The following is a 22,239-nucleotide window of genomic DNA, read 5'->3' as shown; positions in this document are numbered from 1 at the left end:
AGGGGTTAAAACATGGCATTAGAAGATTTAATGAAAGAAGTATCCGCAGAGCTTGAAAGACTTGTAAGTACAGAGACCGTTATTGGAAAAACTATGGTAGTAGGGGAGACCACCATTATCCCTGTCACAAAGGTTTCATTTGGTTTTGGAACAGGCGGTGGCGAGGGTAAGAAAAATGGCGCAGAAGAAGGCTTTGGCGGCGGCGGTGGAGCAGGTGCAAAGATAGAACCTGTAGCATTCATTGTTGTCTCACCTGAAGGCACAAAGCTGATGAGTTTAAGTGGCCAGACCGATTTTGGGAAAATACTGGAATCTGTTCCGGGACTTATTGAGAAAGTCAGGTCAATGAAGAAATCAAAGAAAGATAGCAGTTGTGGAGACGGTCCCTGCGAGGGAACAGAAGAGTCTTCAGAAGACTGAACCCTTTTATTTTATTAACGGTCCTGCACAGGAGCCGCTATGCTATCTGTTTTAACGGTGATACTGCTTCTTATTGTCTTTGCAGTCCTGCTAGTCCTCTTTGCAGCTATTGATGTTGTTTTTGACGTGAAAGGGACCACAAGTTCTGTTCAGCATAGTGTTGTTGTTCACTGGTTGCTATTTTCCAAAAAGGTAAGTCCCACGGATGAAAGTGACAAGGATGAAAGCAATGAGATTCCTGAGGTAATTAAGGATGCAGAAAAGGTTGTTACTGAAAAGGTAACAGGGTATTTTGAAGAAGAAAAAAAGGAAAAGGATAAAAAGAAAAAAAAATCTATTGATATATCTTTTTCCGAAATACTACAGGCTTTCAGGCAGCTGAAATCACCTGTTTTCAGACTGCTCAAAGGTCTTATACATGCTGTAAAAGTACCATATGCAAGGGTAAATGCAGTATATGGATTTCCTGACCCGTCCTACACCGGAATAGTATGCGGTTATTCCTATGCCGTAATGTCCTATCTGGCATGCAATTTCAGAAATCTGAGCATGCAGCTGGAGCCGGATTTTGTAGATAGCAGGTTTGATCTTGATATGTCTGGGAAAATAAGGATAAGGCCTTATCGTTTTGTCCCTGTTTTTTTGTTGTTTATCCTGAACCTCAACGTACTTCGATTTTCATGGAACTTCTTTATAAAAAAGAAGTCCAAAAAAACAAGTGTTAATCTTTAATAGTATGTGTCACTGATAATCCATGACATGATTACTATTAAGTCCCCATCAAGACTTCATCTGACTCTTATTGATATGAATGCGCAACTTGGCAGAGTGGATGGAGGCGCAGGTATCTCCATGGCATCACCTCATGTTTTCATCTCTGCAGAAAAGTCAGATACAATTGAAGTGATAGGGGATTCATTCCTTGCTGAAAGGATGATTTATGCCGTAAAGCAAGTACTTCCTGAAGGCGAGGGAATTTGCCTTAAGATAGAAGAGGATATGCTGGCTCACGTCGGTTTTGGTTCAGGTACGCAGGCGGCTTTATCTGCTGCTGCTGCTGTGAACGAGTTGTATGGTCTTGACATGAGTGTAAGAGATCTTGCAATTGCAGTAGGGCGTGGTGGCACATCAGGAATTGGTGTAGCTTCATTTGAAATGGGTGGTTTCATCGTTGACGGTGGTCACAGGTTCAGTGACAAAGGTTCATTTTCTCCATCATCTGCAAGCAAGGCAGACCCGGCCCCAGTGTTATTCAGACATGATTTCCCGGACTGGGATATAGTGCTTGCACTTCCTGACACCCAGGGAGCGCACGATGCAAAAGAAGTCAATATATTTCAGCAGGAGTGTCCCATTCCTCTGAATGAGGTGCAGGAATTATCTCATATCATACTGATGAAGATGATGCCTGCTATTATTGAGAAGGATATCGAAGCGGTTGGTTATTGCATTAATCATATACAGAATATTGGTTTTAAGAAGCGTGAGTTACAGCTTCAGAGTCAGGCGGTGAGGGACGTTATGACTCTGATGCAGGATAATGGTGCCTACGGTGCCGGTATGAGTTCATTCGGACCGGCTGTTTATGGTATTGTTGATAATAGCGAGGATGCTGCTTATCTCAAGGAGGATGTTCAGGAACTCCTTGATAATACAATTGGTGGCAGGGCTATAGTTACCAAAGCAAACAACACAGGCGCTGAGATCAGGAGGGTCTGAATGGTAGATATGGAATTCACTGCATGGTTCGGTAAAATAAAACTGGACTCAGAGGGCAAGATAGAGGATTGTGATTTCTTTGATAAGGATCCTGAAAAACTGGCCAAGCTTGTTGTTGAGCTGGAGGATGATGTTCAGGCTGTTCCGCTGAAGAGGGCTGATCTCCGTGATGCTGCACTAGAATGTGGTTTTGTCGAACTTGACGAGGAATATGATATACTCCTGAGGGATGTGTGTATCAGGGCGGCAAAGAGCCAGATCTCGCAAACCGATACGGATGATTCAAGGATTATTCAGGCAGTTCAGGCGCTGGATGATATAGATAAGAATGTGAACGAACTCAGCGAGCGTCTTTTCGAGTGGTACGGAAGGTATTTCCCTGAACTTGATATGACAGGTGAGGAGCTTGCAAGATTTGTTTCTGCCTATGGTTCCCGGGCAAATGTGCCTGAAGAACATAGGTTATCCGAAAAAGCATCACAGTCCATGGGTGCTGAACTTTCATTTGCAGATGAGGAGCTTTTGAGGGCTTTTGCAAATAATATCTGCAGTCTGTATGACACACGCAGGTATATCGAGAATTATATTAATACGAGCATGGGTTCGGTTGCACCGAACCTTTGTAATGTTACAGGGGCATCCATTGGTGCCCGCCTTATGAGTATGGCAGGAAGCCTGCAGAAGCTGGCTGCTTTCCCATCCAGTACAGTTCAGGTTATCGGTGCTAGCAGGGCACTTTTCAAGCATTTGCGTTCCAAAGCACCATCCCCTAAACACGGAATTATCTTCAATAATCCTGTTATCAAGAATGCTCCCTGGTGGCAGAGGGGCAAGCTTGCAAGGGCACTTGCTTCCAAGATAAGTCTGGCTGCAAGGACCGATTTCTATTCCGGTGAACTGAGTCCTTCCATTAAGGAGGCTCTTGACAGGAAACTGGAAAGTATAAGGCGGGCTAATCCAAACCCTCCAAAGAGGGAACTACAGACAAAACCGCAGGGAAAGGGCGGTAAAAAAACACACAGAGGTAAGAGGAAAGGAGGTAAGCGCTAATGTCAGTCAAAGAGTTACATCGCGGTATCTATGAACTGGATATCAATGATCGGAAGGTGCTTGCAACCAAAAATATAATGCCCGGTCTCAGTGTCTACGGTGAACGTCTCATCAAGGATGATGGTATTGAATACCGCCAGTGGGACCCCAGCAGAAGTAAACTTGGAGCCATGGTGCTCAAGAACTTCGAAAATCCGATAGAACCTGATTCCACAGTACTCTATCTTGGTGCTGCTTCTGGAACAACAGTAAGCCATGTTTCTGATATACTAACAGACGGCCTTGTCTACGCAGTTGAGTTCTCCCCACGCACCATGCGTGACTTAATCCAGCTCTGCGACCAGCGCCCAAACATCATCCCTATACTGGCTGATGCCAACAAACCCCAGTCTTACGCCCATATTGTGGAAAAAGCAGATGTCATCTTCCAGGATGTAGCCCAGCCCAACCAGTCTGAGATCGCCGCCATAAACTCAAAATACTTCTTAGAAGAACACGGTCATCTGATGCTCTCCATCAAGTCAAGGAGCATCGACACCGTAGCCAGCCCTAAAAAAGTATTCAAGGAAGAGGTCCGAAAACTGGAAAGCGACTTTGATATCGAATTCGAGGTGCTGCAAAGAAAAGAGCTTGACCCTTTCCACGAGGATCATTTAGGTCTGGTGGCACGAATGTTTGTGGATGATGAAGAATGAAGAATTAATCTTATTTAGTTTCCGATTCTTTGATTTTATTAAGAGCCGTCGATATTTCAGTTTCCAGATTGTCCCATTCTTTACCTTTAATTTTATCCCTTAATTCATTAAGTGATTCTTTAATAGACTGTGCTATATCGTTAGATTCATCTTTTGCAGGCACACTTTCAATCAAACCTTTAATCGCTACTGTAGCTGTATATTTAAATGATTTTTCTGTAGCTTTAATTGCAATCATGTGAAGGGAATTAAGTATTTCTAATTTGGCAATCAAAAGATTAGGGTTAATTGATTTTTGAGCCAAAAGTCTAAGATTTTCTACAACTTTCTCAGAAATGAAGTCATCTCTAATGCCTGTTTCTTTGATACTACAAACTCTAGTCTCTTTTTCTATTGCTTTGGTTCCAATTGCTTTCAAAGCACCTGCTAAAAATTCAACTTCGAAGCCATTGTTTAGTTCTATTGATTTAGTACCAATATCTTGAAGTGATTTTGAGACTCTAAGCACAGTTATAGCATACTTTTTAGTAGCAGCTTTAATTGCGATTTTTCCTAAACAGTCTATTGTTGCTAACGTAGAATCTGTATTTTTCTCGGCTCCACGAATCCAGATTGACATAATATGATATATTATATATTTAGAGAATTTATCCTCCTCCTTTTTCTCAAAAAAAGAATCTTCTAGAATAGAAGTTGTCCTTTTTTGAATAATCATGAATCCATTTAGAACTGTTTCTGTATCATTTCTGTCAAGGGCAAAATTAATTACCTCAACAATTGGCTGAATTTTGTCATTTTGTTTTTTATTATTGCTGCTGAAATCTGCTAATGCAATTACATTTTCTTTAGTTATTTCATCCGCAAGTATGCCCATTAAACATGACGGCTTCAGCAAATCCAGAGTCTTCAACATATACGGCACCAGACACACAAAAGCAAAGAACCCCATGAAGTAAGCCACAAAAATGGCGCCCTCCATGTAATTTCCTAAAATGCCAAGTCCAATAATCTTAGTTAATCCAAGCCCGTAGAAGATAGTAATAATGTAGATGCAGAGAAGTATCCACATATCGGGGTTCCTTTTGTAGACATCAATGACCCTTGGCGAATAGGACTGGGCTGCGAGCTGCACGGCTACGAGGCTGAGTGTGATAACTAATGCGATGGTGGCTGCAAGGCTCTGAATGAGGGCGCTGAGGAGATAGCGCTCGTTGTCGAAGAAGCCCATGTCGTTTAGTTGGGTGGTGTTGTATTGAGAATAGATGTCATTTGTCCATAGATTATGTATATCAGGAATTAGCAAGAGTATGAAGACAACAAAAATTGCAAGTAAAACTAATGTGATAAAATAGTGTCCTATCCTTGTTAACCACATAAATAGAATCTTTTTAAACTTGTCCAGCTTCATGCCCACATAAATAGAAACAGTTTCAAGAAATAAAACAATATTGAAATGATTTTATTAACAAGCATAGTTTATACTTGAACAGTCATCTATTTTAATTCAGATAACTATCTTTCTCTATAACACTAAATGGTTAAGATCATGACCACATTTACAGTTAAAATTGAGCAGGATGAAGATGGTATCTATGTGGCTTCTGTGCCGGAATTACCGGGTTGTCATACTCAGGCACAGACGCTTGATGAACTCAATTATCGTGTCAAAGAGTCAATAGAACTCTATCTTGAAGTAATTTCTGAAAGTAAATTCGTTGAAAGTGGCATTTGAATTACTTATCGGACCAAGTATACCTATTCTGTAATTTCATTCATCGCTTAAGGTTCAAAATATCATAGTAAGATATTGATAAAAGCCATAAATTTTGCAGGATGGTGCAAATCTCGAGAAATTATCTGCAGAATCAAAAAAGAGATAATAAAAATGTAAATGGTGGTGTGAATACACCAACATTTATTAAACAAATATTAGTTCTTCGCCCCGCATAATGATCATGTTATCCTTGACCGGGAGAAGTATCTTGCCGTAAAGTTCCCACTGGTTACTTCCATCTGCTTCAGTGACGGTCCAGATGTCATAGTTCCAGTATTCTCTGTCTCCATTCTCATTGAGTATTGTCCATCCACTAATTCCAAAATATGTATCTGTAATGGTGTCCATTGCCATTTTGATACTTTCGTCGTCATCTGGGAGAGCATCCAGGTCAACAAATGTAGCTATCCAGCAAGCATCATATGTGGTCAATGCGTAAGACTCGGGAACTCTTCCAAGTTGTTCTTCGATCTTGGGTGCAATCTCCTGATATCTGTCATTTGCTCTCACGTATCCGTACATTGGTGCCTTGAGATTGGTTGCTGCAGCAAAATTGGCTGCATCATCATCGTTGATAAGTCCATCATTCAGTGCTATGCCGTCTGTACCATACCAGTCTACCTCTGAAAGGGCAGGATATTCCTGTGCTAGAGCAAAGATGTCTGTTACCTCTCCATAGGAACAAAGAACCACAGCAACGGATTCCTCGTTGTATTCTGAAGTGGCTGCTACTACTTTCTCATTGAGTGACTCTACTTCTGCAGAAAGGTCCATGTTATTTGTTTCGTATATAACTCCCTCAAGCACTGTACCATCAAGAGCCTCAAAACTCATTTCAATCTCATCAACGAGTCCGTTACCCCACACGTCATTCCTGTACATCGGGATTACAATACTGATCTCATCTTGCTGCATGAATTTAGCCAATGCCATTCCCTGATTGGTGTCATCAGGTACGAGCCTGAACAGATTATCGTCAGGGATTCCTAAAGATGGGGCTGTTGATGCAGTACTCAGAAGGATGATGCCATTCTCGTTTGCATAATCCAGAACAGCTTCTACCTCATTACTTGCCTGTGGTCCGATGACCATCGTAATTCCCATTTCATCAAGTTCCTTGAGCTGTTCCAGGGCTGTCTCAGGATTGCTTTGTGTATCTTTTACAATCACTTCTACGTTCTTTCCGGAACCAAGTCCTGAGAAATAGCCGTTAATATCCTCGGTTGAGACTTCAAGTGCTACCTGGCTTGCTTCTCCGATAGAGGCAAGATTCCCTGTAAGCGGTAAAAGTGCTCCAATGGTGATATCCTCAGATTCACTGGTAGCCTCACTAGTCGATTCAATACAACCTGACCAGAGAGTTGCCATAAGTAAAATGCCTATAAAAATGAATGTTGTTCTTTTCATTTGATCACATTAAGTCCATATACCTGGACAGAATTTATATATTTCGATTGTTTGTTTAATTTAACGTATGACATCTCCTCTTCGGTAGTAAGTTCATACATCAAAACCTTTATTTACTCCTCTCTCATAAATGAGATTCTACTCAAATATGAGATTGATGTGGTAAGTCAATGTACGGAACAACATCCTTGAAAAGACTGGCACTGCTTGGTGCAATTGAAAAGCCTGTGAAGATATCCTCCACTGAGTTCATGCACCACATATCCGCCAGTTCCAAGACAGCTGCAAGGGTTCTTAAACAGCTTGAAGAGGAAGGTTACATTTCCAGACAGCTCGTTGCAGGAGGCCAGCTCGTCCAGCTTACAGAAGAAGGTGTTGGGCTTCTCAAAAAAGAGTATGCTGACTACCAGCAGATATTCTGCAAAGACCATCTTGACCTTGAACTCCGCGGAGAGGTCATAACAGGTCTTGGAGAAGGACAGTATTACATTGCAAAGGACGGTTATATGTCCCAGTTTAGGGACAAGCTTGATTTTAAGCCATTCCCTGGAACGCTCAATGTGCGTCTCAACGATGAGAGTGCCCAGATGCGTGACAACATGGACTTCATAGATCCACTCATTATTCATGGTTTTAATGACGGTGAGCGCAGTTTCGGTGGAGGGAAATGCTATCCCATAGAGATAGAGGGCATAAAGAGTGCTGTCATTATACCTGATAGAACTCACTATCCTGCAGACCTTCTGGAAATAATCGCACCTTTAAAACTGCGTGAAGCACTCGGGATAAGCGACGGTGACGAAGTAAAGATAGTGGTAAGAAACCCCCAAAAATGCAAGTGATGATTGAGAAGTGATAAGTGTGAGTGATAACATGAATTCAGGTGTAAAAGAATACAGCAAGAATATACAGAAAGCTATAACCGCTCTTCAGAAAGGCGAAATGATCCTGCTTTTCGATCTGGAGGGACGTGAGGCTGAGACTGATTTTACCATTGCTGCAAATGCTGTAACGCCTGAGGCTGTCAGATGGATGCGTAAGGATGCAGGCGGGCTTATGTGCGTGGCTTTGGATCCCGCTGTATGTGAACAGCTTGGTCTTCCTTTTATTGCTGATATTATGAGGGATGCAACCCAGTGTAATACTTCCCTCGAAAAGATCGTAGAAAAAGGCGGTGACCTCAAATACGATTCACGCTCATCATTTTCAATATGGGTTAATCATAGGGACACCCGTACTGGGATTCCTGACAATGATCGTGCACTGACCATAAACAAACTTGGTGAGATAGTCGACAGGACACTTAATGGTGAAAAGGTCCATTTCGGCAGTGAGTTCAGAACGCCAGGACATGTTGCAACTCTGCGTGCTGCAAAAGGACTTGTCCATGCGCGTATGGGTCAGACAGAACTCTCCATTGCCCTTGCAAAGATTGCCGGAATCACTCCTGCAATGGTGGTCTGTGAGATGCTGGATGACCAAAATGGCAGGGCTCTTGCAAAAGGCGATGCAAAGCATTATGGTGAAGACCACAACCTTGTCTTCGTCGAAGGTGAGGAAGTTGTTGAGGCTTACGATATATGGCTAAGTTCTCAATAAATACTATTTTGTATTCTTTCGAACCTTCTGTTCTCGGAAACACTAAAATACTGTAGTGTCTATTTAACAACAATCCTGCGGGACTGTAGGGTAGCTTGGTCCATCCTGTTAGGCTGGGGGTCTAGCGACTGGAGTTCAAATCTCCACAGTCCCACTAATTTCTATTATTGATTAATGAGGTATTACACGGAGTGCTATCCTTTATCATATGCAAAATGTTTTAAAATAGACTGGTTCAGTTATTACGGAACCAGTATCTCGTCAATTGCATGGATCACGCCATTACTGCACTGAATATCTGCTTCGATTATCTTTGCAGTATCGACCTTTATTCCATCCTTTACGGTGATCTTCAGTTTGTTCCCACTTATGGTTTCAAGCTCAGTGAGTTCTGCAAGGTCCGCAGTGGTGTATTTTCCTTCAACAATATGGTAGTTGATAATTCCCAGAAGGTAGCCGTGGTCGTCAAATGATTCATCAACAACTTCATCAGGTATAGGTTCAAAAGCGGACTCAACCGGCGCAAAGATGGTGAAAGGACCTTCATTACTGTATTTGTTGACGAGCTTGAGTTTCTCTGCTGCTTTCATGAGGGTTGGAAAAGAACCCTTTTCCTTTGCTGTTGCTATCAGATTTTTCAGTTCGGTCATTGTAAAATCTCCAGATTTCCTTTTAGTATAGATTTGATAGTTAAAATACTGGTTGTACGTTATCTACAAAACCCCATTTCCAGTCGTAATCATTAATACTATGCCTCTCTAACTTTCATAAAGGTGGTATAGATAGCTCCTATAATTGTAGCAAAAGACCTGCAAAAGTCATTCAAAGACCTTGTAGCCGTGAACAAAATAAGTTTCAGTATTGATGAAGGCGAGATGTTCGGCTTCCTCGGTCCGAACGGAGCGGGTAAGACCACTACTATGCGGATGATACAATGTGTTTCCCCGATAACGGCAGGTAAGCTTGACGTTATGGGGATGGATGTTTCTACTCACCAGAGGGAAATAAAATACTTCATGGGAGTTGTTCCGCAGGAGAACAATCTTGACGGGGATTTTACGGTCTATGAGAACCTGCTTGTATATTCCAGATACTTTGATATTCCTCGGGAAGAGGCGGAAAAAAGAATAGAGGAATTGCTGGACTTCGTGCAGCTTCAGGAAAAGAGGGATGTTATGACAGAAAGCCTGTCGGGTGGAATGAAACGCAGGCTTGTTCTAGCAAGAGCACTAATAAATCAACCCCGACTTTTGATACTTGATGAGCCAACTGTTGGTCTTGATCCCCAGGCACGTCATCTCATCTGGGAAAAGTTGCGCAGTCTCCAAAAGCAGGGGGTTACAATTGTTCTAACCTCTCATTACCTTGATGAGGTGGAAAAACTCTGTAACAGGCTTGTAGTTATGGATAACGGAAAGATACTGGTTGAAGGTAGTCCTCGTGGAGTAATTGATGAATTCATAGGTTCGGATATCATCGAGGCTGAACACAGTCCGCAAATTCTGGAATGTCTCATAAAAAAGGAAGTCAATTACGAAGTGATAGGTGATATTGTTCACATTTACCCTGACAATGCCATGGAACTGTCTGAATATCTACTCATGGAATGTTCTCTCTCAAAGATAAGCGCAAGACCTGCAACGCTTGAAGATGTCTTCCTGAAACTCACAGGACGGAGGCTCAGAGAATGAAACTGGTTGACTATTTTGTAATTCCCAGTGTAAGTTCCAGGTCATATAAAGTCTGGCAGAGGAACAAGGATGTCTTCATGAAGGATATAAAGCTGAATTTTCTTCCTCCGTTCCTTGAACCAATAATGTATCTTATCGCACTGGGTTTTGGGTTGGGGAAATTCATTGAGAACATTGATGGTGTCCCATATGCTAAATTCATAGCCCCTGCATTGATAGCTGTTTCAGTCATGTATGCAGCATTTTTTGAGTGTAGTTACAGTTCCTATGTAAGGATGTACTACCAGAAGACATTCGACGCCATCATCGCCACACCTCTGACGATTGAGGATGTGATAGCAGGAGAACTTCTATGGGGGGCTACCCGGAGCATGATAAACGCAACTGTAATGATACCTGTGATAGCTTTTTTTGGCCTTATTGATCTGAAGTACTCTCTTCTCATTATCCCGTTCGCATTCCTTGGAGGACTTTTATTTGCAGCCATTGGTATGTGTTTTACTGCGATAACTCCCAATATAATGTCTCTCAGCTATCCAATACTCCTGTTCATAACTCCAATGTTTCTTTTCAGTGGCACATTCTTCCCGTTAAGTGCTCTTCCAGTACCAGTGCAATATTTTGCCATTGCCTTTTTACCACTTACTCACATGGTGAATGTTATAAGAGCTGTTTCATTTGGGATACTGAGTTCATCCTTATTGTTTGATATTGTGTGGATCTTGATTGCAAGTATAATTTTGCTGATACTTTCCATTAATCTGATGAAGAAAAAGTTGGTAGTCTGAATTAAAATTAATATAATGGAAATTTGACAGATGATTCTGAATGTTATGGAATAATGATATATTATTATACAATGTGTAACGATAGTTTGATAAAATAAATCCTCAATTGGTGTAGCAATGAAAAAATACTTTTTCCTGGCGTTGTGTCTTCTTTGTCTGGTTATCTTTGCAGGAGGCTGCATAGATGATCTTGTGCCTGTGAATAAAGAAGATATTAAACCGGAGATTTCTGAGTACGAGTTTGAGATTTTCCTGAATGGCAGTTACGATAACGGGACGTTAATCCCTACCTCTACATTTTATCTGTCTAAAAATGGGTCTGCAAAGGTTGTTTCCTTAGTTGACAACGAATCAATTATTGATATCATACCTCTGGAAGACCTTAGTACTTCAGACAACGAAGTTGTAAGTAATGTAATCATGCTTGGGGATTTCACTAACAAGACCAATTCAACACCGGGATCGTTCACCGATTTCTCCTTGCTGGAAGAATCTTCTGATATCAATTATACTATTTCAGATGATGTGATTCGTGGGCAAAAGCATGTGTTCATCACATTTGAACAACCATTCACAGGTTTTGTAGCTTATACTATGTCTACTCCGCCGGGCCAGGATTTCCTGTATATTACAACCCCTCCATCTGTAGTGCGCTTTGTTTTACCAGAGGGCTATACAACCGGTAATTCTCTTATTGGAAAGGTCAAACCATCTCCTGATATAATTTATTCTGATAATTATGGGCGTGAGAATCTCGTATGGAATAATGAGGTGACAACAAGTGGTTTTTTGAGCATGCTGGGAAGTTATTCTCAGGAAGATGAGGCTGATATTGAACCTCTTCCAAAGCTCATAAGCGTTAAGTTCTATACAACATCAGCGCCAAGAGATCTTTCAATTGCTGCTGTTATTCTTGGTCTTGTAACTTTGTTTGTATTTTCCAGATACAGAGCTGAGAAGAAAAGGCTAAAAAAGATACGTGAAGATATTGAAAATCAGATAGTTGTTCCTAAAAAGAAGGGGAAGGACTGATATGAGGCTTACGGGTACTGGAAGACCATACCGTCATATCCTAATGGATACTTCTTTATTGCTTCATCATGAGGCTTGAAGAAGTGGCTGAGGTGAGTAAATATCACTTCTTTAGTTTTTATTTCCCTGGCCAGGTCAAAAGCTTCTTCCGTATTCATGTGTTTTTTGACCTCAACTGTGGGCGGGACAATAGCATCTGCAATGAGAAGATCCGGTTCCATTATAAGTTCAATACTCTTTTTTGGAATCTCTCTTTGGGTATCACCGGTTATGACAACTTTCGTAGTTCCATCACGTATCATTACGCCAACTGATCTTTTTACAGGTGGGTGTATTACCTCAAAAAGGGTGAATTCAAGGCCAATAAGCTTAAAAGGTTCGTACATGTTCCTTTCATGCTTTTTAGGACGAAGGAACTGCAGGTAATCAAGAATATATTCGAGTGTTTCAGGTAATCCGTAAACGTCAACATTGTACTGGATCCTGTGGAACTCAGCAAAACCTGCAAAATGATCATAATGGCCGTGTGTCCAGATTACTCCGTCAATATGTTTTGTTTCGGCTTTGAGCAACTGGTATCGAAGGTCCGGTCCAGAGTCTATCAGTACAGTTCCTTCGGAGGATTCCACAAGAATAGCAAACCTGGTTCTCTGGCTTTTCCCGCCTTTGTGTGCATCCTGGCATGTAGGACAATTACAACCAATAACAGGAGTTCCGGTAGCGTCTCCTGTTCCAAGAAGTGTAATCTTCATGAATTGTCCTTTTTAATCTTCATATTCATTTGTCTTGATAATTGCCCTTTCATCGAATGTTGCTACCGCATTGAGCATGTCCTTTTGTGTAAGTTCTGTTCTCTCAGTTACAAGTGCACTAAGCACACCTTCGCGGATAACCATTCTCAGGTCAGAACCACTATAACCGTGTGTGAGGGATGCAATTTCAGCTGTATCAAAGTCGCCGTCTATCTCTTTTGTGACAATGTCAAGTATCCTCTTGCGCATATCTACATCGGGCAGCGGGAACTTCATTATGTCATCAAAACGTCGCCATGCCGCGGAATCAAGCATCTTGGGGTGATTCGTTGCAGCCAGGAGAAGTACACCGTCTGTTGTGAGGCTTATGTTGTCAATGGCTTTGAGCAGTGTGTTTACTGCTCTTTTAAGAGCGGCGTGTTCATCGGATGAACGTGTCTTTGCGACAAAGTCGAATTCATCAATAAAAAGTATGCAGGGGCTTAATCTTTTAGCAAGAGCGAATACTCTGTCAATGTTTTTTGCGGTTTCTCCAAGGTACTGATCTGTTATCATTGACAGCCTTACCTCTACAAAGGGAGTGGCAAGGTGTTCTGACATTGCCTTGGCAAGTGAGGTCTTTCCTGTTCCTGGGGGTCCCACCATGAGTATCTTTCCAACATCATGAAGACCAATGCGTTTCAGGTAGTCTCTGTACTGTATCGCCTTGACTATTTTCTTTGTCTCTTCTTCCTGTTCATGTGTAAGGACAAAGTCTTTCATTGTCTGATAGATATCTTCCGGTGCACTGATATGTGCCAGCTTAAGCATTTCAGGACCACCTTCTTCTTTTTCAATTTCTGCTATCAGGGATTCTATCCATTCCCTGTCAACTTCCTTTGGCCTGACCTTTGTTTTTGCGTTGCTGTAGTCTGCACCTTCAGTTTGCTTTTTTTCATAGTAGAATGCAAGGGCAGGATTGTGCGAGATTCTATCCCGGTTCTCATCCTTTTTCTGGAACCACTCTGCACCAACATCGAGAGCCGTGATTTTTGTAGAGAATTCCTGGTCATCTATAGTGACAAAAGGAAGTGTTTTAATTTTGTTTTTTATATTTTCTTCCTGGAACATCTTCTCAATATCAGTTACTGTAACCCTAATCGGCTTTGGAACGGTTTTATGATCCCTGCTCCAGTAAAATTTTCTTATATCCTTGGGTAAGTCACTTGGATCCATCTCAGGATATTTACTGTATATTTGTGCTGTCAGCAGCAGTTCCACAATATCAAGGGTTATATCGGACATATTCATACCTGTAAAATTATTTTAGTTTGAAACCAAACCATTCAGACATTACATATTATACATCTTTTTAGATATATTTTGTGTACACTTCCTGTAAATATATATTATGTTTTGTAAAATGGGAATTGGTTTTATTCTTGCATTAATGGCGGTACTAAATCAAACAATCTTTATAAGACCTTTTGAAGGTGAGTATATCTCTCCTGCCTGTAGCATTTTCTGTAAGGCATCTTCAAATTTCCCTCCATCAACATCAATTGCCAACGCTGCTATTTTTAGCTCATTATGGGACATTTCTTTGTTGTTGGCCAAGAGAATTTTGATTATTACTTCATCTGCTTTTTTCTTTTTTTGGACTTTTCGGTTGTCAGCAAAGCAGGATGTTTTACTATCAATTTCACTGCCAAATACCTGATGCAGTGTTCTGTCGCCTTTTTCTTTTTCAGTTTGTAGGGTGTATGTTCCCTTTTCTGCTATCTGTGCCTGTATCTGTGTCCTTGCGGAAATTGCCTCGTCAAGATTTTCAGATGAAAAGAAGACGCGTATTTTTCTTGTTATAAGGGTAGCATTACATCGCTGGCAGCGTGTGGTCTTTGAAATCCCGCAATCAATTATTTGTGCTTGTTTCCTGCACTTTGTACATACAATGACTCCATATGTCATTGGCAACTTTTTAGTATTTATTCTATAAATAGTAAGTCTCATAGAGATATGAAATTATAAGTGATTGTAGAAGTGGTCGTGTTAGATGATAATAAGAAGAGCATTGGAATCGGACATCTCTGAAATAGTAGATATTGAAAATTGTTCCTTTCAAGTTCCCTGGCCCGATTTTCTTTTCAAGGCACACCTCAGTAACCCGGGGTTCCTGGTTTATGAGGAGGGGCAGATACGTGGTTATGCAATAGTCAGTTCTTCAGAGGATAGGCAAAAAGCTCATCTTCAGAGCATTGCAGTTCACAGTGATTCTCGCAGGCAGGGAATTGCCAGGAAACTGCTGGAGTGGTGCATAGACCTTGCTAAGGTGCATGGGTTCAATGAAATGATGCTTGAGGTAAGAGAAAAGAATATGGATGCCCGATCTTTCTACTCTGATAATGGATTTACGGTTGAGGGAAAAATAGACGGGTACTATCTTGATGACAATGCAATTGTAATGGGCAAGAAGATATGATCATTTCCCATATCTTCTCTGACGCTTCTGGAAATCTCTTATTATCCTGAGCAGGTCTAATTTCCTTACATCATGCCAGTTTACATCGGTGAAGTAGTACTCTGAATATATTGACTGCCATATCAAAAAATCGGAGAGATGTTTTCCTCCTGAGCGGATAAGTATGTCGGGTTCATGTTTAACCACCAGGCGTGATTCGATGGTTGTTTCAGTTATTTCCGATGGCTTTATTTTTCCTTCTTTTACATTTTCTAGTATGTCTTTTACTGCTTTGGTGACTTCCTCACGTCCGCCAAAACCTACAGACACATAGACTTGGAAATGTTTTCCTTCCTTTTTTGAATAGGTTCCCCCGTTTTCACCGAATATTTCATATCCTGAATTATCCGGCAATTTTTGAAGTATTTCATTGAGTTTTCCGGAAACTTTTTCTATCATTTCTGATTTTAGTTTTTCTTCAGTATCCAGAACATCAATGTAGATACTTGTGATGCTTATGCCAAGCTGTTTGCACCAGAGTATGTACTCCTTTAGTTTCCTGTAGCCTGATTCCTCTTTATGCAGTAGATCTGCCTCGGAGAGTACTAGGGAAACATGATGTGGGCGAGGGTATTTCCCTATCTGCTGCAACAGGTACTTTTCATAGTAGGAAGTTGCAAGTTTCATATGAGGTCTGTAGTTTCATGATTGTTCATTTTGCTGTGGATACTATCTTTACGACATCGCCATCTTTAAGTTCGTGCTTTTCCCCAAGTCGCATTTTTGTTTTCCCGTCCACTGCATAGAGGAAGCCTTTTCCGATATCCGTATGGATCATGTAGGCGAAATCATGGGCATTTGAGCCTTTTTTCATGAGGAATGCATCAGGTAACATCCTTCCGTTCTTGTCGATCCACTTTCCTTCATCCTCTACGGGATAAACAATTATCAGGTCAAGAAGGTCGAAAACTGCGCTGTTGATGCATTTTTGTATGCCTGTACTGTCCATTTTCTGTATGAGGGCACGTACGTTCTCCAGACCTTTTTTCTGGGCAGCGTTGAGCTCTTCAGACACGATGGTGAAGTCGTTATCTCCTGGTTCATATTTTATGGCATGGCCCTTGACTGCTGACCTGAGCGCGAGTTCTGCGGCTGCGCTGGTGGGTACTACTATCTGCTCAAGTGCCTGCAGGTTGGTGACGTTCTCCGGTGGCGCAACATCTGTTTTGTTGGCAGCGATTATCATCGGCTTGCTCAGGATGCGGATGGCATCACAGAAAAGAATAATATCCTCATCGGTCCATTTGGTGAGATGGTTCCTGTCCAGTTTGCATTGGTTAAGGGCGGCATTGACCTGTGGCTCATCCACTCCTGCTCCTGCAAGTTGGTCTGCAAGTATGTGCTCAATGGAAAGTCCTTCTGCTTGTATTTTGCGTGACAGCTTGGTCCAGTTCCGGTTGACTATGCTGTAAATCCACATTGTGAGTTCATGGTTGAGAAAATCAATGTCACCAAGTGGGTCGTGATCCCCGATGTCAACCGGATTTCCTTCTATATCGGTTGCGCCGGAGGCATCTATCACATGGATGATGGCCTGTGCCTGCCTCAGGTCGTCGAGGAAGGTGTTACCAAGCCCGCGCCCCTGGTGCGCATCAGGTACCAGACCGGCAACGTCTATGAGCTCGATAGGAACGTAACGTATTCCGTCAGAACAGTTGCCACAGCGCTTGTCACGGCTTACGCAGGGGCACTCCGCCCTTACGTATGTTACTCCTTTGTTTGCATGAATTGTTGTGAATGGATAATTTGCTATTTCCACGTCTGCCAGTGTTGCAGCCTTGAAGAATGTGGATTTCCCTGCATTGGGTTTCCCTGCAAGTCCTATTGTCATCGACATAGTTAGTAATCAGCCTTGCAGCATTTAACTTTTATTGATTGTGCACACATCTGTCAATGGTAAGGGAAACCAGAATTAGCATGAATATTCACTCGGCAACCAATAATATTTATATATGAGAAAGACAGTAGAGCATGAACCTTAATGTCCTGGTAGGGTAATGGATATCCTTGAGGCTTGCGGAGCCTTAGATCCGAGTTCGATCCTCGGTCGGGACGTACTATTTTTTTTATTTCAAGTAAATTGTAATTGCTTATTCTGCAGAAATCTAACCATTACAAAAACAACATAAAGACAATTCCTATATGTTCTCAAAGAAGGACAGGCTATATAATTTTCCAAAAAGTAACTTTAATTTTTGACTCCGTTTTAGGCTGTTGCCTGCCGCTGTTAGGCGGGAGGTTAGCCGCTTGCCTTGATAGAACTTGTTTATGTAAATAATTACGTTGCTAAACTCCTGAAAAGAATAACTTGATTGCAGCTGAATTTAGAATAAATATGACATCTAGCAAAAACGAAGGTGAAAAAATTTAACAGAAGATGGGTGCAAAACCTAATAGTCAGATCAATGCTATCAAAGGTAATATCACATGCAACACAATATCCGCGGAGAAATGCGATATCATAGCTGATTCTAAACCTTTTTTCCAGTAAAGCCATCCAAATATAATTCCGCCAGCGGCATTTAGAACAATGGTACGAACAATTACCAGTGGTGTGAGTGTTGTTATAGTCATTACCGCTGGTAAATGACCAGCGCCAAAAATAACTGCAGCTAAAACAATAGCTAACCACATACCTGAACTTGTTGGCTTACCTTGGTCTGTTCTTTTGACTTTAAAGAGTATCCATGCAATGAAGGTCATTACGAATAATCTTAACAGGATCTCTTCATTTATCCCGCCGTAAAAAGATGCAAAGAATCCCTGCCATGCAGGAGGATTTATTGAATCCTGAGTTACATTGATTGTTACACCGGACAGGGAAAACAAATAATCCAGTCCAATTATAAGGATGCTGGCCAGGATTCCAAGCCCAACAGATACTCCAAGTATGGATCTGAGATATTTTTTTACATCTCTGCCTTCAAGCCATCCATTGAGGATTGGAAGGCCAAGCCCGACTTTCCTGGCAAGATGAAGGCCAATAAAAATTGCAACACCAAACAGGATTATACTCTGGATAAGTTGAGCAGTCAGGAGTACATATAAAGGCACAGGTAAATTTTGAATTAATTCTCCCTGTAGGGTGAGAGTATAAGGTAATACAGCTATCGTTCCAAAGATACATGCAACTAGTAAAACAGCAAATAATTTTCTGTCATTTTCCATATTATATCTCCTTATTATAGCTCTGTAGAAATCATATTCATGTTTTGTTTTGAGATGTAAATAAATATAGCAGTATTTACTTATTGATTTTCCCATTATCCAACTCTAATATACACCATATTGATACACTTTCTAAGTGTCGCCAAAAGCAGGTTCTTTAGTTACTAAAGTATCTAATTGGATTAACGAATTGAATAAAGAATTAGCTTAACACCTCACTAACCTTCTCTGTATCATAAAACATAAAGCACAAAACAATAACGATTTAATCGATATTTTGAGCAAGAGGAACGCGGATAGTATCTAATATTTTTGATAAGGTACCCTCGATTTTCATTTATAAGTATCTAAAGCAAAAGCATATCTGCATTCAGATTAAAATACATTTTAGATGTCAGGAACTCTAAAGTGCCACATTGAATCGTTTTCCACGAAATATTTATTTTCTGCAGACTGGAAAAAGAGTGACGGCTTGTTCTATTTTGTATTTGTTCCGACACTGCTCATCTTTATCTTTTCTCTCCCGGACAGCTTGAAAGAGGCATATTTCATTCTGTATCCGTCAAGGATAACACTTTATTCGCTTTTTCTCTCAAACTATGTACATAGCAACCTGTCACACTTTTCAGGAAACCTGATAACTTATCTGGCACTTTGTTTTTTGATTTTTAATTTTGAAACAAACAAAAGTAGATTTTATGCATATTCCATACTAATGTTCCTTGTTTTACCCTGGATAATATCGTAGTCTCTTTGAAAGTGATAGGTACTAATACCATATACCAGGGATTTTCAGGGCCTGTAAGCTCGCTGTTTGGGTATCTGACATATGTTGTCTATAGATTTCTCAAGGAACACTGCTGTAAGAGAATGAATCTCACATTTCTTTTCCTGATAGTAATCATGAACCTTTTATTGGTCCTTGAGAACCTGTCTCCACGAATGTTCCATTACGTATTCACAATTACATTTGCACTGATATTGGTCTACTTACAAAAGGATGTTATCGTAGAAGTTATCCAGAAGTCTTTAGATATCAGGAACTGGTTGAGATGTTTCCCGAATTTCAGGCAATTATACACTGTAGGATTACTTATTGTAACCTTAGATTTTATATTCATTCTTCCAGTTCTGGTTCCTCTGGAGATTATGCAGAATGGTTTTATTGTTAATACGATTGGTCACTATACAGGCTACTTTTTTGGGATTTTTGCTCCTCTGCTTCTTTCAGTGATTTCAGATTGATCCTTCGAATTTAACATTTAAATACAATTTACTCCATTCTAATGTCATGAACAATCCAGACATTGCCACATACATCAAGGAAGCCGAAATAATCGAAAAGATGTATGTGAATCTGCTAAACGGCACCACGCAAAGAAGGATGAAGCATATTGATGATGGTTCTACGGGATTGCCGAATGTCGAATATAGGATATGCGTGCTAAATTCTAAGAATGAGGTTTTGCAAAGTACTCTATTACAAAGGTACGGGGCCTGGTATGAAAGCTGCCGGGAGCTTGTTCAGGAATATGTAGGTACTAGCAGGAATTCAAAAGATGAGGATATTGCAGGGCTGCATGAAAAGATAGTAGGTCTCATCGACCTGCATGATTCTGTCAGTAACTCCAACGAGAAGAAGCATCTGAGAAAAGAGTTCATTGCCTGTTTTGATGCTCAGGTCCGTATACTTCACTCCGCAGGATCTCGTATCGCTCTGGCAAAGAACAATCATGAGAGAATGGTTACAGCAGATCTGATAAATTCTGAACTTGATGAGGCCGAAGGTCTGTGTGAGCTGGTGTCCGTCTGTTCTGCTGGTACTGTCGCAGGCGAGGCTCTTGAAAGATATCTGAGGATGTTGTGTGGGGTCAATGGGGTTGAACCGGAGCCAGAGGAAGCAATGGCTGCAATAGTTCAGAGACTTTATAATTCTGATGAGGCTAAAGGGTTCGATTCAGATAAGCTTGTGACAATGGAATATCTTGTGACTTTAAGCGAAAGATGCGCCATTACTGATGAGGACGAAGGGCCGCATGAAGAAGAGGTGCGGGAATTGATTGACCGGATAAGGGAAATGGTCTTTCTGGCATTTTGCTAGATTAGCAGTGCCACAGAGTAATCAATATCTGGTTAATGATTATTTTGTGTTCTGTGTGAAGTCTATCACAGACAATACGTGGAGATTCTGTTTTTTTAAATATCAGTTGTCTGTTTTGTGTCGGTCCATCCTATTGCTGTCTCCTTTTTGTCTACAATCTATATACTTCTAAATACTTTCTTTTCCACACAGTTATATATTTTCCAATCAATCCAATTCTGCAGGGGATCCAAGTATATCTTAACAGGCAGACATTTGCATTCTGACTGCCTGATAATCTCTTTTTTATCTTTGGTTCCCGGATTAATGGAGTAAAATTGCAATGTGTTTGTTTTTGATAGACACTGCTCTTTGGGTTAAAAGACCATTATTTTTATACTGAGTTTCATTTAATTTGTTCAAATATACTTCTCATTAGATGACAGTAGTAAAATTATGACTATCTTTTTATCTTTTTAACTTTATAAATTATTATAGGAAGATATAAATCCTACTTATCTGTTATATTGTGCACAAAACGTCAAAATACAATTAGGTGGTACGATATATGAAAAACAAATTCTATAGGCTTATTTATCTTGATATTTTGTCTGGCGCCTTGGCAGGAATATACAATAAAATCCACTTGGTTTTTTTCTTAAATCGGATTGATGAGCCATTGATGCTAGGTTGCACAGAAATAACACGTTTTTTGATTCAAATGAGATTCGCAGGATTTGCATGGTCAACTATATACAAAAGTGAAAAAGTATGTCATTTTTAAAGGATATCATACCAGTGTTCCTCCTTTTTGTCATCGGGGATACTCTGACAACTCTTTATGCACTGCAAACCGGACAATTTTATGAAGGAAACCCCATACTTTCCCCGATTTTAAGGGCTTACGGGTATAATTTCCTGATACCACTAAAAGTAAGTTTTATGTTCCTGCTGTATCACGTGTACAGGAATGCAGACAGGCCCTACTGGAACTTCACAAGATATTCAGTATCATGTATCGGTCTTCTTGCAACCACAAGCAACATGATGACAATCCTTCATGGATGATAAGCAGGCCGGACTTAACTTTCAGCTCATCATGAGTAGAACAATAAACATCAGGATGCCAAGCAGGAAGATTCCACCAAGCGCCAAAGTAACCTTTTTTCGTTGTGTTTCCTCTTCAGGTGTCATTGGTAAAGGATTAGGATTATACTTTTTTTCCAGGTATGTACCAATACCTACTCCAAGGATAATTCCAATTGCTGGCCCGATGGCAATCATGCCTGACACAATACCTATGGGAATTCCCATGGGAAGGCCCATAAGCATGCCAATTGCTATGAAGTGACCTTTTGGGTATCTTTTCTCCTCCATGGAAATAATCTATTATTTGAATATATAAATAATCTATTGATTCTGATAATAGTAAATAGGCATGTATTTGCCATCGCAGCCTCATTTCATATATTCTTTATCTTCCGTGTCTATCAGCTTTCATAACCACCAATCAAATTGAAGTCTAGGCAATTTTTTAATATGTGCGGATACTTCTGCAACATGAGAA

The 22,239-nt window shown here is 40.7% G+C and carries 25 protein-coding genes and 2 tRNA genes; 17 read left to right on the top strand and 10 right to left on the bottom strand.

Going from position 1 to position 22,239, the window contains the following annotated elements:
• Positions 1–12 precede the first annotated feature (12 nt).
• Genes QZZ23_RS11220 through QZZ23_RS11200 form a run of 5 tightly spaced genes read left to right on the top strand, consistent with a single transcriptional unit; the run spans position 13 to position 3,884 of the window.
• Positions 13–420, top strand: a complete 408-nt coding sequence (locus QZZ23_RS11220; protein WP_292470114.1) for a spore germination protein GerW family protein — start codon at positions 13–15, stop codon at positions 418–420.
• Between the two features lie 39 nt (positions 421–459).
• Positions 460–1,152, top strand: coding sequence for a DUF2953 domain-containing protein (locus QZZ23_RS11215; RefSeq protein ID WP_292470112.1), 693 nt, complete (start codon positions 460–462; stop codon positions 1,150–1,152).
• A gap of 27 nt (positions 1,153–1,179) precedes the next feature.
• A complete protein-coding gene (locus QZZ23_RS11210) occupies positions 1,180–2,139 on the top strand; it encodes a beta-ribofuranosylaminobenzene 5'-phosphate synthase (protein ID WP_292470341.1) in 960 nt (319 codons plus the stop codon).
• The gene (locus QZZ23_RS11205) at positions 2,140–3,189 is read left to right on the top strand and encodes an rRNA biogenesis protein (protein WP_366931349.1); all 1,050 of its coding nucleotides are present in this window, start codon (positions 2,140–2,142) and stop codon (positions 3,187–3,189) included.
• Positions 3,189–3,884, top strand: coding sequence for a fibrillarin-like rRNA/tRNA 2'-O-methyltransferase (locus QZZ23_RS11200; RefSeq protein WP_292470110.1), 696 nt, complete (start codon positions 3,189–3,191; stop codon positions 3,882–3,884). Before QZZ23_RS11205 ends, QZZ23_RS11200 begins: the two co-directional genes overlap by 1 nt.
• Positions 3,885–3,894: 10 nt before the next feature.
• Here QZZ23_RS11200 and QZZ23_RS11195 read toward each other — a convergent pair whose 3' ends face one another.
• Positions 3,895–5,292, bottom strand: coding sequence for a DUF2254 family protein (locus tag QZZ23_RS11195; RefSeq protein WP_292470108.1), 1,398 nt, complete (start codon positions 5,290–5,292; stop codon positions 3,895–3,897).
• Positions 5,293–5,430: 138 nt separating this feature from the next.
• On the opposite strand from QZZ23_RS11195, the gene QZZ23_RS11190 reads away from it, so the two are divergent.
• Entirely contained in the window at positions 5,431–5,616 is a 186-nt protein-coding gene (locus tag QZZ23_RS11190) for a type II toxin-antitoxin system HicB family antitoxin (RefSeq protein ID WP_292470106.1), read from the top strand.
• A 186-nt stretch (positions 5,617–5,802) separates the two neighbouring features.
• On the opposite strand, the gene QZZ23_RS11185 is transcribed toward QZZ23_RS11190, so the two are convergent.
• Complete coding sequence (locus QZZ23_RS11185) at positions 5,803–7,065, bottom strand: penicillin-binding protein activator (protein ID WP_292470104.1); 1,263 nt, start codon at positions 7,063–7,065, stop codon at positions 5,803–5,805.
• Positions 7,066–7,235: 170 nt separating this feature from the next.
• Between QZZ23_RS11185 and QZZ23_RS11180 the strand changes: the two genes are divergently transcribed.
• From QZZ23_RS11180 to QZZ23_RS11170, 3 genes are all read left to right on the top strand, one after another.
• Complete coding sequence (locus tag QZZ23_RS11180) at positions 7,236–7,907, top strand: winged helix-turn-helix domain-containing protein/riboflavin kinase (RefSeq protein WP_292470102.1); 672 nt, start codon at positions 7,236–7,238, stop codon at positions 7,905–7,907.
• 19 nt (positions 7,908–7,926) lie between these two features.
• Positions 7,927–8,664 carry a 3,4-dihydroxy-2-butanone-4-phosphate synthase gene (ribB, locus tag QZZ23_RS11175; protein ID WP_292470100.1) on the top strand — a complete coding sequence of 246 codons (738 nt, stop codon included), beginning with the start codon at positions 7,927–7,929 and terminating at the stop codon, positions 8,662–8,664.
• Between the two features lie 79 nt (positions 8,665–8,743).
• Positions 8,744–8,818, top strand: a tRNA-Pro gene (locus QZZ23_RS11170).
• A gap of 88 nt (positions 8,819–8,906) precedes the next feature.
• Here QZZ23_RS11170 and QZZ23_RS11165 read toward each other — a convergent pair.
• On the bottom strand, positions 8,907–9,314 hold the full coding sequence (locus QZZ23_RS11165; RefSeq protein ID WP_292470097.1) for a fasciclin domain-containing protein: 408 nt from the start codon (positions 9,312–9,314) through the stop codon (positions 8,907–8,909).
• A 189-nt stretch (positions 9,315–9,503) separates the two neighbouring features.
• Here QZZ23_RS11165 and QZZ23_RS11160 point away from each other — a divergent pair, with 189 nt between their 5' ends.
• The 3 genes from QZZ23_RS11160 to QZZ23_RS11150 all read left to right on the top strand — a co-directional run bounded on the left by QZZ23_RS11160 (position 9,504) and on the right by QZZ23_RS11150 (position 12,175).
• The gene (locus QZZ23_RS11160; RefSeq protein ID WP_292470093.1) at positions 9,504–10,355 is read left to right on the top strand and encodes an ATP-binding cassette domain-containing protein; all 852 of its coding nucleotides are present in this window, start codon (positions 9,504–9,506) and stop codon (positions 10,353–10,355) included.
• Complete coding sequence (locus QZZ23_RS11155; RefSeq protein WP_292470090.1) at positions 10,352–11,143, top strand: ABC transporter permease; 792 nt, start codon at positions 10,352–10,354, stop codon at positions 11,141–11,143. The genes QZZ23_RS11160 and QZZ23_RS11155 overlap by 4 nt, the downstream gene beginning before the upstream one ends.
• A 117-nt stretch (positions 11,144–11,260) precedes the next feature.
• Entirely contained in the window at positions 11,261–12,175 is a 915-nt protein-coding gene (locus QZZ23_RS11150; protein ID WP_292470087.1) for a hypothetical protein, read from the top strand.
• Between the two features lie 8 nt (positions 12,176–12,183).
• On the opposite strand, the gene QZZ23_RS11145 is transcribed toward QZZ23_RS11150, so the two are convergent.
• The 3 genes from QZZ23_RS11145 to QZZ23_RS11135 all read right to left on the bottom strand — a co-directional run bounded on the left by QZZ23_RS11145 (position 12,184) and on the right by QZZ23_RS11135 (position 14,874).
• The gene (locus QZZ23_RS11145; RefSeq protein ID WP_292470085.1) at positions 12,184–12,927 is read right to left on the bottom strand and encodes an MBL fold metallo-hydrolase; all 744 of its coding nucleotides are present in this window, start codon (positions 12,925–12,927) and stop codon (positions 12,184–12,186) included.
• Positions 12,928–12,939: 12 nt separating this feature from the next.
• Positions 12,940–14,211 carry an ATP-binding protein gene (locus QZZ23_RS11140; protein WP_292470082.1) on the bottom strand — a complete coding sequence of 424 codons (1,272 nt, stop codon included), beginning with the start codon at positions 14,209–14,211 and terminating at the stop codon, positions 12,940–12,942.
• Positions 14,212–14,370: 159 nt separating this feature from the next.
• Positions 14,371–14,874, bottom strand: coding sequence for a hypothetical protein (locus tag QZZ23_RS11135; RefSeq protein WP_292470080.1), 504 nt, complete (start codon positions 14,872–14,874; stop codon positions 14,371–14,373).
• Positions 14,875–14,959: 85 nt separating this feature from the next.
• On the opposite strand from QZZ23_RS11135, the gene rimI reads away from it, so the two are divergent.
• Positions 14,960–15,385, top strand: coding sequence for a ribosomal protein S18-alanine N-acetyltransferase (gene rimI / locus QZZ23_RS11130; RefSeq protein ID WP_292470078.1), 426 nt, complete (start codon positions 14,960–14,962; stop codon positions 15,383–15,385).
• On the opposite strand, the gene QZZ23_RS11125 is transcribed toward rimI, so the two are convergent.
• Both QZZ23_RS11125 and QZZ23_RS11120 read right to left on the bottom strand, forming a co-directional pair.
• On the bottom strand, positions 15,386–16,051 hold the full coding sequence (locus QZZ23_RS11125; protein WP_292470076.1) for an undecaprenyl diphosphate synthase family protein: 666 nt from the start codon (positions 16,049–16,051) through the stop codon (positions 15,386–15,388). It lies immediately after the preceding gene.
• 25 nt (positions 16,052–16,076) lie between these two features.
• Positions 16,077–17,261: a redox-regulated ATPase YchF gene (locus QZZ23_RS11120; RefSeq protein ID WP_292470075.1), complete on the bottom strand. Its 1,185-nt coding sequence runs from the start codon at positions 17,259–17,261 to the stop codon at positions 16,077–16,079.
• 146 nt (positions 17,262–17,407) lie between these two features.
• Between QZZ23_RS11120 and QZZ23_RS11115 the strand changes: the two genes are divergently transcribed.
• Positions 17,408–17,479, top strand: a tRNA-Arg gene (locus QZZ23_RS11115).
• Positions 17,480–17,821: 342 nt separating this feature from the next.
• Here QZZ23_RS11115 and QZZ23_RS11110 read toward each other — a convergent pair.
• Positions 17,822–18,688, bottom strand: a complete 867-nt coding sequence (locus QZZ23_RS11110) for a CPBP family intramembrane glutamic endopeptidase (RefSeq protein WP_292470072.1) — start codon at positions 18,686–18,688, stop codon at positions 17,822–17,824.
• Positions 18,689–19,462: 774 nt separating this feature from the next.
• Here QZZ23_RS11110 and QZZ23_RS11105 point away from each other — a divergent pair.
• From QZZ23_RS11105 to QZZ23_RS11095, 3 genes are all read left to right on the top strand, one after another.
• On the top strand, positions 19,463–19,837 hold the full coding sequence (locus tag QZZ23_RS11105) for a hypothetical protein (protein WP_292470070.1): 375 nt from the start codon (positions 19,463–19,465) through the stop codon (positions 19,835–19,837).
• A 46-nt stretch (positions 19,838–19,883) separates the two neighbouring features.
• On the top strand, positions 19,884–20,693 hold the full coding sequence (locus QZZ23_RS11100; RefSeq protein WP_292470067.1) for a hypothetical protein: 810 nt from the start codon (positions 19,884–19,886) through the stop codon (positions 20,691–20,693).
• Between the two features lie 750 nt (positions 20,694–21,443).
• Positions 21,444–21,740 carry a DUF5658 family protein gene (locus tag QZZ23_RS11095; RefSeq protein WP_292470065.1) on the top strand — a complete coding sequence of 99 codons (297 nt, stop codon included), beginning with the start codon at positions 21,444–21,446 and terminating at the stop codon, positions 21,738–21,740.
• 21 nt (positions 21,741–21,761) lie between these two features.
• Here QZZ23_RS11095 and QZZ23_RS11090 read toward each other — a convergent pair whose 3' ends face one another.
• Positions 21,762–22,049, bottom strand: a complete 288-nt coding sequence (locus QZZ23_RS11090; protein WP_292470063.1) for a hypothetical protein — start codon at positions 22,047–22,049, stop codon at positions 21,762–21,764.
• Positions 22,050–22,239: the final 190 nt, after the last annotated feature.

Source organism: Methanolobus sp., from assembly GCF_016278385.1.
Lineage (GTDB): Archaea > Halobacteriota > Methanosarcinia > Methanosarcinales > Methanosarcinaceae > Methanolobus.
This window is presented reverse-complemented; position numbering and strand designations above follow the sequence as displayed.

Excerpts from the sequence above, each read along its gene's own strand:
- QZZ23_RS11220 (WP_292470114.1), top strand. The coding sequence starts at position 13 with ATGGCATTAGAAGATTTAATGAAAGAAGTATCCGCAGAGCTTGAAAGA.
- QZZ23_RS11215 (WP_292470112.1), top strand. The coding sequence starts at position 460 with ATGCTATCTGTTTTAACGGTGATACTGCTTCTTATTGTCTTTGCAGTC.
- QZZ23_RS11210 (WP_292470341.1), top strand. The coding sequence starts at position 1,180 with ATGATTACTATTAAGTCCCCATCAAGACTTCATCTGACTCTTATTGAT.
- QZZ23_RS11205 (WP_366931349.1), top strand. The coding sequence starts at position 2,140 with ATGGTAGATATGGAATTCACTGCATGGTTCGGTAAAATAAAACTGGAC.
- QZZ23_RS11200 (WP_292470110.1), top strand. The coding sequence starts at position 3,189 with ATGTCAGTCAAAGAGTTACATCGCGGTATCTATGAACTGGATATCAAT.
- QZZ23_RS11195 (WP_292470108.1), bottom strand. The coding sequence starts at position 5,292 with ATGAAGCTGGACAAGTTTAAAAAGATTCTATTTATGTGGTTAACAAGG.
- QZZ23_RS11190 (WP_292470106.1), top strand. The coding sequence starts at position 5,431 with ATGACCACATTTACAGTTAAAATTGAGCAGGATGAAGATGGTATCTAT.
- QZZ23_RS11185 (WP_292470104.1), bottom strand. The coding sequence starts at position 7,065 with ATGAAAAGAACAACATTCATTTTTATAGGCATTTTACTTATGGCAACT.
- QZZ23_RS11180 (WP_292470102.1), top strand. The coding sequence starts at position 7,236 with ATGTACGGAACAACATCCTTGAAAAGACTGGCACTGCTTGGTGCAATT.
- QZZ23_RS11165 (WP_292470097.1), bottom strand. The coding sequence starts at position 9,314 with ATGACCGAACTGAAAAATCTGATAGCAACAGCAAAGGAAAAGGGTTCT.
- QZZ23_RS11155 (WP_292470090.1), top strand. The coding sequence starts at position 10,352 with ATGAAACTGGTTGACTATTTTGTAATTCCCAGTGTAAGTTCCAGGTCA.
- QZZ23_RS11150 (WP_292470087.1), top strand. The coding sequence starts at position 11,261 with ATGAAAAAATACTTTTTCCTGGCGTTGTGTCTTCTTTGTCTGGTTATC.
- QZZ23_RS11145 (WP_292470085.1), bottom strand. The coding sequence starts at position 12,927 with ATGAAGATTACACTTCTTGGAACAGGAGACGCTACCGGAACTCCTGTT.
- QZZ23_RS11140 (WP_292470082.1), bottom strand. The coding sequence starts at position 14,211 with ATGTCCGATATAACCCTTGATATTGTGGAACTGCTGCTGACAGCACAA.
- QZZ23_RS11135 (WP_292470080.1), bottom strand. The coding sequence starts at position 14,874 with ATGACATATGGAGTCATTGTATGTACAAAGTGCAGGAAACAAGCACAA.
- rimI (WP_292470078.1), top strand. The coding sequence starts at position 14,960 with ATGATAATAAGAAGAGCATTGGAATCGGACATCTCTGAAATAGTAGAT.
- QZZ23_RS11125 (WP_292470076.1), bottom strand. The coding sequence starts at position 16,051 with ATGAAACTTGCAACTTCCTACTATGAAAAGTACCTGTTGCAGCAGATA.
- QZZ23_RS11120 (WP_292470075.1), bottom strand. The coding sequence starts at position 17,261 with ATGTCGATGACAATAGGACTTGCAGGGAAACCCAATGCAGGGAAATCC.
- QZZ23_RS11110 (WP_292470072.1), bottom strand. The coding sequence starts at position 18,688 with ATGGGAAAATCAATAAGTAAATACTGCTATATTTATTTACATCTCAAA.
- QZZ23_RS11105 (WP_292470070.1), top strand. The coding sequence starts at position 19,463 with ATGAATCTCACATTTCTTTTCCTGATAGTAATCATGAACCTTTTATTG.
- QZZ23_RS11100 (WP_292470067.1), top strand. The coding sequence starts at position 19,884 with ATGAACAATCCAGACATTGCCACATACATCAAGGAAGCCGAAATAATC.
- QZZ23_RS11095 (WP_292470065.1), top strand. The coding sequence starts at position 21,444 with ATGTCATTTTTAAAGGATATCATACCAGTGTTCCTCCTTTTTGTCATC.
- QZZ23_RS11090 (WP_292470063.1), bottom strand. The coding sequence starts at position 22,049 with ATGGAGGAGAAAAGATACCCAAAAGGTCACTTCATAGCAATTGGCATG.